10 protein-coding genes and 1 pseudogene are annotated in these 15,788 nt (G+C 56.6%); 4 read left to right on the top strand and 7 right to left on the bottom strand.

The window, feature by feature from the left end; genetic code table 11:
* Positions 1–118: 118 nt before the first annotated feature.
* Complete coding sequence (hrpA, locus tag ACOTXR_RS03180; RefSeq protein WP_023330363.1) at positions 119–4,021, top strand: ATP-dependent RNA helicase HrpA; 3,903 nt, start codon at positions 119–121, stop codon at positions 4,019–4,021.
* 70 nt (positions 4,022–4,091) lie between these two features.
* Here hrpA and ACOTXR_RS03175 read toward each other — a convergent pair whose 3' ends face one another.
* The 4 genes from ACOTXR_RS03175 to ACOTXR_RS03160 form a co-directional block, all read right to left on the bottom strand.
* Complete coding sequence (locus tag ACOTXR_RS03175) at positions 4,092–4,751, bottom strand: O-methyltransferase (RefSeq protein WP_058690006.1); 660 nt, start codon at positions 4,749–4,751, stop codon at positions 4,092–4,094.
* A 102-nt stretch (positions 4,752–4,853) separates the two neighbouring features.
* The gene (locus ACOTXR_RS03170; RefSeq protein ID WP_058690007.1) at positions 4,854–6,233 is read right to left on the bottom strand and encodes an efflux transporter outer membrane subunit; all 1,380 of its coding nucleotides are present in this window, start codon (positions 6,231–6,233) and stop codon (positions 4,854–4,856) included.
* Positions 6,230–7,312, bottom strand: coding sequence for an HlyD family secretion protein (locus ACOTXR_RS03165; RefSeq protein WP_058690008.1), 1,083 nt, complete (start codon positions 7,310–7,312; stop codon positions 6,230–6,232). Before ACOTXR_RS03165 ends, ACOTXR_RS03170 begins: the two co-directional genes overlap by 4 nt.
* 22 nt (positions 7,313–7,334) lie before the next feature.
* Positions 7,335–8,987 carry an MFS transporter gene (locus tag ACOTXR_RS03160; protein WP_047027374.1) on the bottom strand — a complete coding sequence of 551 codons (1,653 nt, stop codon included), beginning with the start codon at positions 8,985–8,987 and terminating at the stop codon, positions 7,335–7,337.
* A gap of 203 nt (positions 8,988–9,190) precedes the next feature.
* On the opposite strand from ACOTXR_RS03160, the gene ACOTXR_RS03155 reads away from it, so the two are divergent.
* Positions 9,191–9,985 (top strand): YdcF family protein, encoded by a 795-nt coding sequence (locus tag ACOTXR_RS03155; RefSeq protein ID WP_058690009.1) that lies wholly within the window; start codon positions 9,191–9,193, stop codon positions 9,983–9,985.
* A 54-nt stretch (positions 9,986–10,039) separates the two neighbouring features.
* Here the strand turns inward: ACOTXR_RS03155 and gap are convergent, their stop codons facing one another.
* Positions 10,040–11,041, bottom strand: coding sequence for a type I glyceraldehyde-3-phosphate dehydrogenase (gap, locus tag ACOTXR_RS03150; RefSeq protein WP_023330368.1), 1,002 nt, complete (start codon positions 11,039–11,041; stop codon positions 10,040–10,042).
* 189 nt (positions 11,042–11,230) lie between these two features.
* Here gap and cybB point away from each other — a divergent pair, with 189 nt between their 5' ends.
* On the top strand, positions 11,231–11,761 hold the full coding sequence (cybB, locus tag ACOTXR_RS03145) for a cytochrome b561 (protein ID WP_014883764.1): 531 nt from the start codon (positions 11,231–11,233) through the stop codon (positions 11,759–11,761).
* A 90-nt stretch (positions 11,762–11,851) separates the two neighbouring features.
* On the opposite strand, the gene ACOTXR_RS03140 is transcribed toward cybB, so the two are convergent.
* Positions 11,852–12,919, bottom strand: coding sequence for an oxidoreductase (locus tag ACOTXR_RS03140; protein ID WP_058690010.1), 1,068 nt, complete (start codon positions 12,917–12,919; stop codon positions 11,852–11,854).
* 13 nt (positions 12,920–12,932) lie between these two features.
* The gene (locus ACOTXR_RS03135) at positions 12,933–13,676 is read right to left on the bottom strand and encodes a DeoR/GlpR family DNA-binding transcription regulator (RefSeq protein ID WP_058690011.1); all 744 of its coding nucleotides are present in this window, start codon (positions 13,674–13,676) and stop codon (positions 12,933–12,935) included.
* 737 nt (positions 13,677–14,413) lie between these two features.
* Between ACOTXR_RS03135 and ACOTXR_RS03130 the strand changes: the two are divergent.
* A pseudogene (locus ACOTXR_RS03130) lies at positions 14,414–15,750 on the top strand (TolC family outer membrane protein).
* Positions 15,751–15,788: the final 38 nt, after the last annotated feature.

Genomic DNA, 15,788 nt, shown 5'->3' with positions numbered 1-15,788 from the left:
CAATATATCGAAGTCTATGTTCGAATTTTTTGAATAAGGCGCAGAAAGCGTCAATGTGGTACTCTATAGCAATCATTAAAAAGAGATTTTACCCGGCAGAGCACTGCCCATTAACGCTATGACAGAACACCAAAAAATCACCTTCCCGATGCTCCTGCAAAGGCTTGATGCCCTGATGCTGCGCGATAAACAGCGGTTTGCGCGTCGTCTGCACGGTGTGAAGAAGGTTAAAAATCCTGATGCACAACAGGCCATTTATCAGGAGATGGCGAAAGAGATTGAACAGGCAGCAGGGAAAGTTGTGCTGCGCGAAGCTGCACGTCCGGCAATTACCTACCCGGAAAACCTGCCTGTCAGTCAGAAAAAACAGGACATCCTGGAAGCCGTGCGCGACCACCAGGTGGTAATTGTCGCAGGGGAAACCGGTTCGGGGAAAACCACCCAGTTGCCGAAAATCTGCATGGAGCTGGGACGCGGGGTGAAAGGTCTGATTGGCCACACCCAGCCGCGTCGTCTGGCGGCGCGTACCGTGGCGAACCGTATTGCCGAAGAGCTGCAAACCGAGCCGGGCGGCTGCATCGGTTACAAGGTGCGATTCAGCGACCACGTCAGCGATAACACCATGGTCAAGCTGATGACTGACGGTATCCTGCTGGCGGAAATCCAGCAGGATCGCCTGCTGATGCAGTACGACACCATCATCATCGACGAAGCACACGAGCGCAGCCTGAACATTGACTTCCTGCTCGGTTACCTGAAAGAACTGCTGCCGCGTCGTCCGGATCTGAAAATCATCATCACCTCCGCGACCATCGACCCGGAGCGCTTCTCGAAGCATTTCAACAATGCGCCGATAATTGAAGTGTCAGGACGCACGTACCCGGTGGAAGTGCGTTATCGCCCGATTGTCGAAGAGGCGGATGATACCGAGCGCGACCAGCTCCAGGCCATCTTCGACGCTGTCGACGAACTGGGCAACGAAAGTGCGGGCGACATTCTGATCTTTATGAGCGGCGAGCGCGAAATTCGCGATACCGCCGATGCGCTCAGCAAGCGCGATCTGCGTCATACGGAGATCCTGCCCCTGTACGCGCGCCTGTCGAACAGCGAGCAGAACCGCGTGTTCCAGCCGCACGGCGGACGCCGCATTGTGCTGGCGACCAACGTGGCGGAAACCTCGCTGACCGTACCGGGGATCAAATACGTGATCGACCCGGGCACGGCGCGTATCAGCCGCTACAGCTACCGCACCAAGGTGCAACGCCTGCCAATAGAGCCGGTTTCTCAGGCGTCGGCCAACCAGCGTAAAGGCCGCTGCGGTCGTGTGTCGGAAGGGATCTGTATTCGTCTCTATTCCGAAGACGATTTCCTGTCGCGCCCGGAGTTTACCGACCCGGAAATTCTGCGCACCAACCTGGCGTCCGTTATCCTGCAGATGACCGCCCTGGGGCTGGGCGACATCGCGGCGTTCCCGTTCGTGGAGGCGCCGGACAAACGCAACATTCAGGACGGTGTCCGCCTGCTGGAAGAGTTGGGGGCCATTACCACCGACGAGCAGGCTACGGTCTATAAACTGACGCCGTTGGGTCGTCAGCTCAGCCAGTTGCCGGTCGACCCGCGTCTGGCGCGCATGGTGCTGGAAGCCCAGAAGCACGGCTGCGTGCGCGAGGCGATGATTATCACCTCTGCGCTCTCCATTCAGGATCCGCGCGAGCGTCCGATGGATAAACAGCAGGCGTCAGATGAAAAACACCGTCGCTTCCACGACAAAGAGTCCGATTTCCTCGCCTTCGTGAACCTGTGGAACTATCTCGGCGAGCAGCAGAAAGCGCTCTCCTCGAACCAGTTCCGCCGCCAGTGCCGCGTGGACTTCCTCAACTACCTGCGCGTGCGCGAGTGGCAGGATATCTACACCCAGCTGCGCCAGGTGGTGAAAGAGCTGGGCATTCCGGTGAACAGTGAGCCGGCGGAGTACCGTGAAATTCATATCGCGCTGCTGACCGGCCTGCTGTCCCACATTGGGATGAAGGACGCAGAGAAGCAGGAGTATACCGGCGCGCGCAATGCCCGTTTCTCCATCTTCCCCGGTTCCGGCTTATTCAAGAAGCCGCCGAAGTGGACCATGGTGGCCGAGCTGGTGGAAACCAGCCGCCTGTGGGGACGCATTGCCGCGCGAATCGACCCGGAATGGGTTGAGCCAGTCGCGCAGCATCTGCTGAAACGCTCATACAGTGAACCACACTGGGAGCGTGCGCAGGGGGCAGTGATGGCAACCGAGAAGGTGACCGTTTATGGCCTGCCGGTGGTGGCCGCGCGTAAGGTCAACTACAGCCAGATTGACCCGGCGCTCAGCCGCGAGCTGTTTATCCGCCACGCGCTGGTGGAGGGCGACTGGCAGACGCGCCATGCGTTCTTCCGCGAAAACCTGAAGCTGCGCGCCGAGGTGGAAGAGCTTGAGCATAAATCCCGCCGTCGCGACATCCTGGTAGACGACGAGGCGCTGTTCGAATTTTACGATCAGCGCATCAGTCACGATGTGATTTCCGCCCGCCACTTTGACAGCTGGTGGAAGAAAGCCAGTAAAGAGACGCCGGACCTGCTCAATTTTGAAAAGAGCATGTTGATAAAAGAGGGGGCGGAGTCGGTCAGCAAGCTCGACTACCCGAACTTCTGGCATCAGGGCAATCTCAAGCTGCGTCTGACCTATCAGTTTGAACCGGGGGCCGATGCGGACGGCGTGACCGTCCACATTCCGCTGCCGCTGTTAAACCAGGTCGACGAGAGCGGATTTGAATGGCAGATCCCCGGCCTGCGCCGCGAGCTGGTCATTGCGCTGATTAAATCGCTGCCGAAACCGGTGCGGCGTAATTTTGTGCCTGCGCCGAACTACGCGGAAGCGTTTTTGGGCCGCGTCACGCCGCTGGAGCTGCCGCTGCTGGACGCGCTGGAGCGAGAATTCCGCCGCATGACAGGCACCACCATTGACCGCGAAGACTGGAACTGGGAACAGGTACCCGATCACCTGAAAATCAGCTTCCGCGTGGTGGATGATAAAAACAAAAAGCTGCTGGAAGGGCGTTCCCTGAGCGAGCTAAAAGAGGCGCTGAAGGGGAAAGTCCAGGAGACGCTCTCTGCGGTGGCGGACGACGGTATCGAGCAGAGCGGGCTGCATATCTGGAGTTTTGGTCAGCTTCCGGAAAGCTACGAGCAAAAACGCGGTAACTATAAGGTGAAAGCCTGGCCAGCGCTGGTGGACGAGCGCGACAGCGTGGCGATCAAGCTGTTTGATAACCCGCAGGAACAGCAGCAGATGATGTGGCGCGGGCTGCGTCGCCTGCTGCTGCTGAACATTCCGTCGCCGATTAAATATCTGCACGAGAAGTTGCCGAACAAGGCCAAGCTGGGTCTGTACTTTAACCCGTACGGCAAAGTGCTGGATCTAATTGACGACTGCATCTCCTGCGGCGTGGACAAACTGATCCACGAGGCGGGCGGTCCGGTCTGGACGGAAGAGGGCTTTGCTCAGCTTCATGAAAAGGTCCGCGCGGAGCTCAACGACACCGTGGTGGAGATTGCCAAACAGGTCGAGCAGATCCTCACCGCCGTGTTCAACATCAACAAGCGCCTGAAGGGGCGCGTGGATATGACCATGGCGCTGGGGCTGTCGGACGTGAAGGCGCAGATGGCGGGGCTGGTGTATCGTGGCTTTGTCACCGGCAACGGCTTCAACCGTCTCGGCGATACGCTGCGCTATCTGCAGGCAATTGAAAAACGTCTGGAGAAAATGGCCATCGACCCGCACCGCGATCGCGCGCAGATGTTGAAAGTGGAAAGCGTGCAGCAGGCGTGGCAGCAGTGGCTAAACAAGCTGCCGCCGGCGCGCCGCGACGATGAAGACGTGCAGGCGATCCGCTGGATGATCGAGGAGCTACGCGTCAGCTTCTTTGCCCAGCAGCTCGGTACGCCGTATCCGATTTCGGATAAGCGTATCCTGCAGGCGATGGAGCAGATCTCTGGCTAAAAGCCTTGCCCGATTTTCTCCCTTTCCCTGTGGGAGAGGGTCGGGGTGAGGGCATCAGCCCGCACAATTTTCACCCGTTCACAATCGCCAGCGTAAACCCATCCCATCCCTTAACCCCCACCGTTTGCAACGCGGTGGCGGTTAAGCGCGGGTTATCTCCAGTCATCTCGATAAAACGCCGCACGCCCTGCACGCGCGCGTCGTCGCTTTGCCCGTTAACGACTTCACCCTCGCGCACCACATTATCGCCGATAATTACCGTACCGGGACGGGAATAGTGCAACGCCCACTCCAGATAGCCGGGATTGTTCGGCTTATCGGCATCAATAAAGATCAGGTCGAACGGCGGAACGTCACCAAAATTTTCGAGCGAGCTCAGCGCCGGGCCTTCAATCAGTTCAATGCGATCGTTCAGCCCCGCGAGGTGAATATTCTGACGCGCAACGTCGGCATGACTCGGGTCGGCCTCGAGCGTAATCAGCTTTCCGTCCGGCGGCAGGGCGCGCGCCATCCAGATTGAGCTATAGGCACCCAGCGTCCCGATCTCGAGAATGCGTCTTGCCTGCGTCATGCGCACGAACAGCGCCAGCAGCTGCCCCTGGTTGGCCGCCACGTCGTGTTCGGGCAGCCCGGCGCGCTTGTTGTTTTCCAGTACCTGACTGAGTACGTCATCGTCAGGGATCAGCGAAGAAATCATGAAATTATCTACTGCAGACCACTGTTGTTGCATAGATTGACTCCTTGGGAAGGATTGCCGGGTGGCGGCTACGCCTTACCCGGCCTACGGGTGCGAAATCCAGGACCGGTAAGCGCAGCGCCACCGGGCAGGATTTCAGGCACTGCCCCAGCCGCCGCCCAGCGCCCTGTATAAATCAATCTGCGCCAGCAGCAGGTTATTTTTCACCTGCACGACGCTGGTCTGGACCGAGAACAGCGTGCGCTGCGCGTCCAGCACGTCCAGATAGGAAGAATAGCCGTTGCGATAGCGATTCTGCGCAATGCGCAGCGTCTCCTGCGCCACAGCCTGCTGGGCGAGTAGCTCCGTCAGCTGTTCCTGATAGCGCGTAATGGCATCAAGGCTGTTGTTCACTTCGGCAAACGCGTTACGCACGGTTTTTTCATAGGCGTACAGCGCCTGGTTACGCTGAGACTGGGAAATATCCACCTGCGCATTCAGCGCCTGGCGGTTCAGCAGCGGGGCAAGAATACTGCCCCCGGCGCTCCAGAGCTGAAGCGGATTGTCCAGCAGGCCAGAAAGGGTGCGATCCTGAATCGATCCGGTGGCGGTCAGGTTGATCGATGGCAGCAGGCTGGCGCGCGACGCGGCAAGGGAGGCATCTGCCGCCACCAGCTGGCGTTCAGCCTGAACGATATCCGGCCGACGGTTCAGAAGCGTGGAAGGCAGCTGCGACGGCAGCTTCAGCGGCGTCAGCGCCGCAAAGCTTTCGCTGCGCGCTACCGCGCCGGGATTGCTTCCCAGCAGCAGGCTAAGCGCATTTTCCTGCTGCGCAATCTGATGCTGTAACACGGGCACCTGCACCCGCGTTGAACGTAATTCGGAGTCAGACTGCATCAGCTCCAGGCGCGAACTGTAGCCGGTTTCAAACTGACGTTTCGCGAGGTTAAACGCCTCTTCGCGGGACTTCAGTGTGGCTTCAGTCACGCGCAGCTGTTCGTCAAGTGAGAGCAGGGTGACGTACCCGGAAGCCACGGACGAGGCGACGGTCAAATCCGCGGCGGCAGCGGCGGCTTTTTGCGCCTCCAGCGACGCCTGAGCGGCATTCGCCGTGCTGCGGTTGACGCCCCAGATATCAACGTCGTAGCTCGCCGTCAGGCTGCCTCTGTACACCGTACCGTAGACGGGCAACCCGGTCGCAGCGGATTGCGAACGGGCGCGCGTCCCCGTGACGCCCGCGTCAAGCGAGGGAAACAGGCTGCCGTCGGCCGCAAAGACCCGCGCCTGATACTCGTTTATCCGTTCGCGGGCGATCAACACGTCACTGTTATTCTTAAGCGCCTGGTCCACATAGCGGTTCAGGTGGTTGTCATGAAAATTACGCCACCAGAGCTGTTCCGTCGGGCTGGCTGGCCCCGAGGTGGCTCGCCATTGCGCAGGAATGTGCAGCGTGGGCTGCGCCGGTTTGACGTCGACGGACTGGCATCCGGCCAGCATCACCGCCACGACCAGTCCGGCTATCGGACGCAGGATCATGGTTTCGCCTCCCGCGTATCAATTGTTACCTGCACCGACATGCCCGGACGCAGCAGGGCGGATTCCTCTGGCTTACCGAGTACCTTAATGCGCACCGGAATTCGCTGGGCAATTTTGACAAAGTTACCGGTGGCGTTATCCGGCGTGATCGCGCTGAATTCCACGCCGGTTGCGGGAGAGATGCTCTCCACGCGGCCCTGATACGCTTTGTCGTTCAGGGCATCGACGGTGAATTTTACCGGCTGACCGACGCGCAGCTCCGCGAGCTGGGTCTCTTTGATATTGGCAATAACCCAGTGCTGGGGTGGCACAAGGGTGGTGAGATGGGTCCCGGCGGTCACATACGCCCCGAGACGCACGGCAATCTGCCCCAGCTGGCCATCACGCGGGGCCACAATGCGGGTGTTTTGCAGATCGATCTGCGCCAGCTCCAGCGCCGCTTTGGCGTTCTCAACGTCCGCCTCCAGCGCCCCGCGGTTCACAATCACCGTCTGCAGATCCTGACGCGACATCTCAAGCGTTGCTTTCGCCTGGTCGATATCGGCGCTGCCCTGAGCCGCGCTTGCCAGGGCGGCATCGCGTTCGCGAACGGAAAGTGACCCATCCGCCGTCAGATCCTTCACGCGCTTCAAATCCGCCTGGGTTTTCAGGCTCTGGGCGCGGGCATTTTTCAGCGCGGCTTCATTTTTGGCAATCGTCGCTTCGGCGCTTTTACGCTGCTGCAGGTTATTATTCAGGGCGGCAATTTTCATCGCCAGCTGCGCCTCGGCCTGATGCACCCGCTGACGGTAGATGCGGTCATCAATCTGCAGCAGCAGATCGCCTTTTTTGACCTGCACAAAGTCCTGAACCTTCACCTCTGTGATATAGCCATTCACCTGCGGGCTGATAAACGTCGTTTGTCCCCGCACGTAGGCGTTGTCGGTAAACTGCACGTGCCGGGTAAAGGGCGGTAACTGCCAGGCGTAAAGGATCACCAGCACGCCGACAAGACCGATGGCAGCGGCGGTGAAAACGGAAACAATGCGCACATTTTTGCGGGTGTTGGCCTGCTCTTTGGCGGCATCCTGCTGACTCATAAATTCTCCAGAACTCTTTCAATTACTTGTTGCCGGTGGCGTTCTTCAGTGCCATACGGGCAGTGATGCGCAGACGCAGCAAGCGCCATAAAATCCAGACCAGCGTGGCGGCAGCGATGCTTGCCGTCAGAAGATAAGTATCGTTGTAAGCCAGAATATTTGCCTCAAGGGCGGTGACGCTTTGTAGTTGGGTAATTGCCTGAGTCCCCAACAGCGAACTGTCACCGATCAGGCTTTTATACATCTGGGTATAAAGCTGAATGCGCTCGTTGACCAGCGGGTTGAGCGTGGTGAGCTGGTCTGCCAGCAGGCTGGAATGGTACTTCTCACGCCAGGTCTGGAAAGTACCGAGGATCGCCGACCCGAGCAGACCGCCGAGGTTCTGGCTCATGCCAAACATGACCGAGAAGCTGACCAGATTACGCGGGTCGGCGATCACTCCGCCAATGGCGGCCAGCATGGCCGGGGCGAGGAAGAAGGCGCTGCCAAAGCCCAGCAGGAACTGGCTGACCATCAGCTGGTCCGGGCGGGTCAGGTTATTGGACTGGCTGTCCAGCAGCGAGGCAATGATCATCAGTGCCAGGGATGTGATAATCGGCCACGCCAGTTTTGTGGGCTTGATGGTGAGACAGCTGGTGACGATCCCGCAGACGATCCCGGCGAAAATGGACCACGCCAGATGGGTCATCTGCTCATTCTGTAATCCCACATACTGTAACCAGCCAATCACCCCGGTATTTTGCTCCGCCAGCACGATGCGGATCAGCAGCATAATCAGTCCCAGACGGACGATGCTGCCGCTCGACAGCCAGCGGGTATTCAGCAGCGGGTTAATGCGGTTATGTTCAAAGACGATGGCGGACACAATCAGCACCAGCGATAACGCCAGCGACCAGCCGATCCACGGCGCTTCAAACCACCAGTCCAGACGTCCCAGCGACAGCACCGCGCACAGCAAGGCCATGCCCGGCGCCAGCAGAAAGAAGGTGACAAAGTCTTTCTTCTCAAAGACCTTGCGTCGGTCGCCCGGCGGCAGCTTCAGCGCGATCACGCAGGCCAGGGAGATCAGCGCCAGCCCCAGTTCAAAGAAATACAATCCGCGCCACTCGTCCAGCTGGAGCAGTTCAGTCGAAAACAGCCGCGCCAGCGGAATGGCGAGTGACGAGCCGGTAATGCCTATGGTCAGCGCCTTCAGGCGATGTTTCGCCGGCCAGGCCTGGATCTGGTAGTAAATCCCCAGCGAGCTGAGCGCGGCGGCCACCATCCCGTGCGCGGCGCGCACCATCAGCGCTGAGCTGAGATCGTTAACAAACAGATGGAAAAAGGTGACCAGCACATACAGCACCAGAAACCCTTCGGTGAAGGCGCGCAGACCGTACTGCTGGCGGAATTTGACCAGCAGCAGGTTGATGGAGATGTTGGTCATCACATAGACCGCGGGCAGCCAGGCGATTTCCGTTGACCAGGCGCCGAAGGTGCCCTGCAGGTTTTGCAGATTGGCGGTCACCACCGCATTACCCAGCGCCCCCGTCAGGCACACCAGCAGGCCCACGACGCCGTAGGCAATCCGTTTGGGCGTGCTGTGTTCAGGTGTGGAAGGCGACCCCAGCAGAGCGGGTTTCTCATGTGGCTGCCACTCGCGAGGAGCATAAGGATCGCGTTCGGGCAGGCGCATATCGTTGTTTACCTTAGAAATAATGGAAAAATGTGTCGACTGGCGATTCTACGTCTGCCGCAAATGATAATTCAAGTGAATATGATTTACGCATGTTAATCAAATGTTGAGAGGGCTTTTAAGGAAAAAGAGCGGCACAGCACCGCCGTTGTGTTGATAAGTCGAAGTCGCTACCCTGAGGTAACACTGAGGAGGAGTTCACCATGGTTCAGCCCCATTTCCCCGTCCTGCCGGACGCTACGCTTACGGCCATCAATACTGTGGGTGAATGGCTGGCGCAGGACGATCTCCGCGGCACGTCTCAAACCCCGGATGTTGATGGGGTGATTCTGGCAGGAAACGCGGTGATCACGACCATTGAAGCAGCCTGCCGAATTGCCGCAGAAAAGCAGGTTCCGCTGCTGATTAGCGGCGGTATCGGCCACTCGACAACGTTTTTGTATGATGCGATCCGTCACCACCCCCGTTATCACCCACTGCCGGTGTCCGGGCGGGCGGAAGCAAGCATTCTTGCCGACATTGCGCGGGAGTTCTGGCAGATCCCCGAGTCGCGCCTGTGGGTTGAAGATTGCTCCACTAACTGCGGAGAAAACGCCCGATTTAGCTGGAACATGCTGAAACAGCACCAGCGAACAAGCGGACGAATGCTGGTGGTTCAGGATCCGACGATGCAGCGCCGTACGATGGCGACATTCGCCCGCGTTTGCCGCGATGAGCCCGTTTCTCCGCAGTGGATTAGCCACCCGGGAATGACGCCAATACTGCAAAACGGCAAAAACGGCGTGGTATTTAGCGAGGGTAACGCAGGGCTGTGGGCCGTTGAGCGTTACCTTTCGCTGGTGATGGGGGAACTGCCGCGTCTGTATGACGATGAGAACGGCTACGGCCCGGCCGGGCGGGATTTTATCGCGCACGTCGAATTCCCTGAGGCTGTCACCGAAGCCTGGAAACAGCTTCAGCAGGATCCGGTCCTGAAGGTGGCGCGTAAAATCATCTGAGCACGGGGCAATCCCCTCGCCCCTTTGGGGAGAGGGTCAGGGTGAGGGGGAATTTCACAGCGCGGCGAATTTATCCAGCGTACGCACCAGCTGCGTCACGAAACCATACTCGTTGTCATACCACGCGACGGCCTTCACCAGTTGCAGGTCTCCCGCTTCCGACACCTCCGTCTGTGTGGCGTCGAATACCGAACCGTAGTGCGAACCAATCACGTCTGACGACACAATTTCATCATCGGTATACCCGAACGATTTATTCCCCTGGGTCGCCTTTTTCAGCGCAGCGTTGATCTCCTCAACGGTAACTTTCTTGCCCAGAATGGCGACCAGCTCGGTGACGGAGCCGGTTTTTACCGGCACGCGCTGCGCGTGGCCTTTCAGCTTGCCGCTGAGCGCAGGGATCACCAGGCCGATGGCTTTTGCAGCACCGGTCGTGTGCGGAATAATGTTCTCAGCTGCTGCCCGCGAGGCGCGTAGATCTTTCCCGCGCGGTCCATCGACCAGCGCCTGGGTGCCGGTGTAGGCATGGATGGTGGTCATGGTGCCCACTTTTATTTCAAACGCATCGTGCAGGGCTTTTGCCAGCGGGGCCAGGCAGTTGGTGGTGCAGGACGCGACGGAAATAATGGTGTCACTGGCGTTAATCGTGTCGTCATTCACGCTATAGACGATGGTTTTCATGTCACCTGCAGGTGCCGAAATCAGCACTTTTTTCGCACCTGCGTCCAGATGTGCCCGGGATTTCTCTTCAGAGGTGTAGAAGCCGGTGCACTCCACGACAATATCCACCCCCGCCGTTTTCCATGGAATATGCTTTGCCTCTTTCTCCGCGTATACCGCAATGGTTTTACCGTCGACGATCAGCGCATCTTCAGTGAAATCTACGCTCCACGGGAAGCCACCGTAGTTGGAATCATGTCTGAGCAGGTAAGCCAGCACTTTCGGGGAGGTGAGGTCGTTGATGGCGACGACAGTATTACTGTCCTGAGTTTCAAGAAGGCGGCGCAAAACAAGGCGTCCAATGCGTCCGAATCCGTTAATGCCAATTTTACTCATTGTGTTCTCCTGTGAACATGTCGATAAGACAGTTTGAACTCATCCAGGCTTAGACCATCACGGACAGGGCGGCAATTGAAGATACTTCATCCGCAGGGAAGTGACTGAAAAGTCATACAGAAAAGTTAATGAATTTTTAAGGAAAGGAGATTATGTTGGCGCAGTGACTGTTTTTTTTCAGGAAATCCCATGCGTACTAAATATTCAAGCCTGCAGATTGCGATTCACTGGCTGGTGTTTTTGTTAGTTGTCGTCGCCTACTGCGCGATGGAGTTTAGAGGCTTTTTCCCGCGTACCGATCGCCCGGTGATAAACATGATCCACGTCTCCTGCGGGATCTCGGTGCTGGTGCTGATGGTGGCGAGATTGCTCATCCGCCTTAAATATCCCGCACCGCCTATTCAGCCGAAACCCAAAGCGATGATCACCGGTATGTCGCACCTTGGGCATCTCATCGTCTATCTGCTGTTTATTGCGCTGCCGCTGATTGGCATTGTGATGATGTATAACCGCGGAAACGACTGGTTTGCCTTTGGCCTGCTGATGCCGCATGCGGCGGAAGGGAATTTTGATCTGGTGGATATGCTGAAGGAGTGGCACGAGACGCTCGCCAATCTCGGCTATTTCTTGATTGGTCTGCACGCGGCGGCGGCGCTAATGCATCACTATTTCTGGAAAGACAATACGCTGCTGCGCATGATGCCGAAAAAGCGTCAGTAGTCTTTTCGCCCGGCGGCGCTTCGCTTGCACGGGCCTACAAACGGCTCAAACTCGTAGGCCGGGTAAGCGCAGCGCCACCCGGCTTGTTTTTTAACGCAGCAGAGCACGCTCTTCAGCCGTTAACGCCAGCGTCTGCGTTGTCCCGGTCTCTGATGATTTCACCGCCGCTTCCAGCACAGCCATGACCGCTAACGCCTCGACAGGGTGAACAGGATGGGGGATTTCCCCGCGCAGCGCATCACGCATGTGGATGTAATACTGGCGCTGGTCGCCTTTCGGTGTGGCAACGGTCTGCGTTGCACCGTCTGCCCCGAAGAACACCATGCTGTCGCTGTCTTCTCCCCAGGTTTCGCTGCCGGGGATCACACCCGCAAGCAGTTGTGCTTCCTGCTGATCGATTCTGGCCTTCACCACGCTGCCTTTATCCCCGTGAACGGTAAAGCGCGCCGTCCCGCCAGCGACCAGCATGCTGGCGTGCAGAATAACCTTGTGCGCCGGGTAATTTAAAACCACATGCGCCCAGTCGTCGATCTCCGCACCCTCGCGCAGCGTCGCGATATTCCCCTGAACCGACTCAGGCAGGCCAAACAGCTGTAGCGTCTGGTCGATCAGGTGCGGCCCCAGGTCAAACCACAGACCGCTACCGGGAACGTTCTGCTCGCGCCAGCGCACGCGGACTTCCGGACGGAAGCGATCAATATGCGACTCCAGGTGCTTGACCTTGCCGAGCGTGCCTTGCGCAATAATCTGTTTAATGCCGAGGAAATCGCTGTCCCAGCGGCGGTTATGAAAAACAGAGAGCAGGAGCTGTTTTTCATCCGCCAGCGCGATCAGGTCGCGGGCTTCCTTCATGTCGAGGGTAAAAGGCTTATCCACGACGACATGTTTCCCGGCGTTGAGGGCCAGCGTAGCCAGCGGGGCGTGAGTGGCGTTAGGCGAGGCAATCACCACCACGTCGATATCAGGATGCTGAATAGCCTCTTCCGGTGTCGCGACCACAAGCACATCCGGAAGATCGCGTTTTACCTTCTCTTCATCACGGGAAGAGACCACCGCCAGCCTAAGCCCGTCCACGGACTGGATCAGCGGAGCATGGAAGGTTTTACCCACAAATCCATACCCGATCAGCGCAATGTTGATTGTTTGAACTTTACTCATGACCTTCTCCACGTTATTGCGCGCATACGGTGACCTGTAATGCGCCAGGGTCCCCAAGCTCAGGCCAGGGACGATCTAAAAAGAGTTGATGAATGTCGGATAACCCCGAAACCAGATACGGTTCACAGCGGTTAACTTTCAGATGGTCGGCCACGATCCAGTGTTCATGGCTTGCGGCGAGCATCGCACGTTTCACCTCAGCATCGGCCTCTTTACCGGCACTCAGACCGAGTTCGGCATGAATGGCGCACGCCCCAAGAATGGCGATATCTGCCCGATAGCGGGAGAGCAACGACAACGTGGCGCTTCCGGCAAACAGGCGCTGTTTCGGGTCCCATTTCCCGCCGAGCAGGATCAGATCAATGTTTTCCCGGTCGCTAAAATGCTGGGCGATGTCCAGCGAAGTGGTGATCACGGTGTGAGGCCCCTGAAGAAAGGTCGCGACGGCCATCACCGTGCTTCCGGCATCCAGAAAGAGGGTGGAACCGGCTGGAACCGCCTGCGCGACCTGTTTCCCCAGGCGTTGCTTGGTTTCAGGCAGCAGCGTGTTGCGGCCCTGACGATTCATGGCGGAAAGATTAAGGGCGATAGCGCCACCGTGGTTCTTCTGGGCCAGCCCCTGATTTTCCAGGTCGGTGAGATCCCGACGGATGGTATCTGCTGAAACCTGCAGCTTTTCTGCCAGCTCAGTAATGCTGGCCTGACCTTGATCGCTCAAAATATCAAGGACATAACGTTGACGTGCGGTCTTGTGCATGGCTGCACTCCTGCAAAATGTCGCAATAATTCGCATAATACAGCATTTTTGCGCAGAGGGAAGCAGGGGAATGGGTAAGCGGTCGGGAGGTGCAGTCATTCCGGTAGGTGATTATTACATTTGTATTAAGCAGATATCATTAAGCCGTTTTGAATGTTAACCACAGTGTTATTGTTATGTTTTATTTAATGATTTGGGTTATGTAACCATTATAATACCATTATATGGAATAAAGCTCTGTAAATAAGATTTATAATGGCGATTAATCTCTTACTTTAGTTTTTTAATGGATTTTTATTTTGGCGTGAGGTGGGTAATAACTTAAATTGACACTTCTTTGAAAATCTTTGTGTCTGACGCTCCTGGAAATTAACGCAAAAATGTACAGAGAGTAGATTAGGAATTTTCCTTAAATAACAGAGGGTTTATATGTTTCATTTGAAATGCCATTTTTGTGGTTTTGTCCAGAAACCCCATCTTTTTTCTTATTTGTAACACCACATTAACATTGTGGGTGTAGTGGCCTATACCACATTTTGTTATGCTGCAAATCAGTTTAAGAAATAAGTAAATTCTTAATTGAAATAAGACGACGGACTTTCTCACTTCCAATGGAAATGGGTATGGGGGAGTTTTACCTGAAATTCAGTGAGGACGCTAAAGAAGATATTTGTCTAATTATCTATACCTCTTTTTGGGTAATTGCCTGAGTTTGGCTCAGAGTCAGGGAGATAAAAATGACGATATTGCGAAAGCCTATGTTACGCCGATTTACAACAGCACTGGCATTAATTTCATTCGCCATAAATACGGCTTATGCCAATAGTCACCAGGCAGGGATTGCCGCAGTGGCAAAGACGACCTTAAAAGAAAGTATTCTTTTTGCTATCGATCGCGATCCCTTAATTAGTCAGCAGGCCGCGCAATTAGGTATTGGTCAGGCGCAAATAGATGAAGCGCGTAGCGGCTGGATGCCACAAATCGCGTTGAACGGGAGCACGGGGCATAGCCAGACCACCGATTCCAGCGGATCGCTGAAGAATTCTGCGGCCTGGGGGATTAGCCTGACCCAGCTGCTGTACGATTTCGGGAAAACCAATAACAGCATCAGCCAGTCTTCCGCCCAGCGCGATAGTTACCGCTACCAGCTGATGAGTACGCTCTCTGATGTGGCGGAGAAAACGGCACTCAGCTACGTGGAAGTTAAACGCTATTCCGATCTGCTCCAGGCGGCAAAGGACAACGTTCAGGCGCTTAAAAATGTTGAGCAACTGGCAAAACTGCGTGCGGATGCAGGGGTGAGCTCCACTTCCGATGAACTGCAGACCCGCACGCGTATTGCTGGCATGCAGGCAACGGTCGCGCAGTATAACGCCGCCTTAAACAGCGCCCGCGCAAGGCTTGCGGTCTTAACCGGGATGCAGGCTGACGCTTATTCGCCCGTGCCTGCGAACCTCGCCGTTGAGCCTGATTCGCTTAACCGTATTGATTATTCCTTGATACCCACTGTGTTAGCGGCGCAGAACCGGGAGCGTTCGGCCCAGTACGGCGTGGAAACGGCGAAGTCCCAGCACTGGCCGACCTTAAGCCTGAAGGGGGGCGTACCCGTTATGAGTCGGACAACCGTTCTTACTGGGACGACCAGATCCAGCTCAATATTGATGCACCGCTTTATCAGGGCGGCGCGGTCTCCGCACGTGTGCGTCAGGCAGAAGGCGCACGGGCTATGGCCTCTTCTATGGTTGATCAGGCGCGCTTCGATGTTCTGCAAAAAGCCTCCGTTGCGCAGGCTGACTGGACCGGTGCACGGGGAAGAATGGAAGCCGGTAAGCTGCAGCTGGAAAATGCACTGCGTGCCCGTGATGTTTATAAAAATGAATACACCCTGAGCAAGCGGAGTATTAATGATTTGCTCAGCGTTGAGCAGGATGTCTGGCAGGCCACGTCGGCAAAAATAATCGCTGAGTATGATGGGTGGAGTTCGGCAATTAATTATGCTTCCGCGGTTGATAATTTAATGTCGCTTATTGGAATAGAGAAAAACGCTGCCGCAAAATTACCCGATTTGAGTTAAAAACAGACGCGCATAGCTGCGCAAAATAAGACTGAAAA

This window comes from Enterobacter cloacae complex sp. IR53030 (genome assembly GCF_049238365.1).
Classification (GTDB): Bacteria; Pseudomonadota; Gammaproteobacteria; order Enterobacterales; family Enterobacteriaceae; genus Enterobacter; species Enterobacter kobei.
This window is presented reverse-complemented; position numbering and strand designations above follow the sequence as displayed.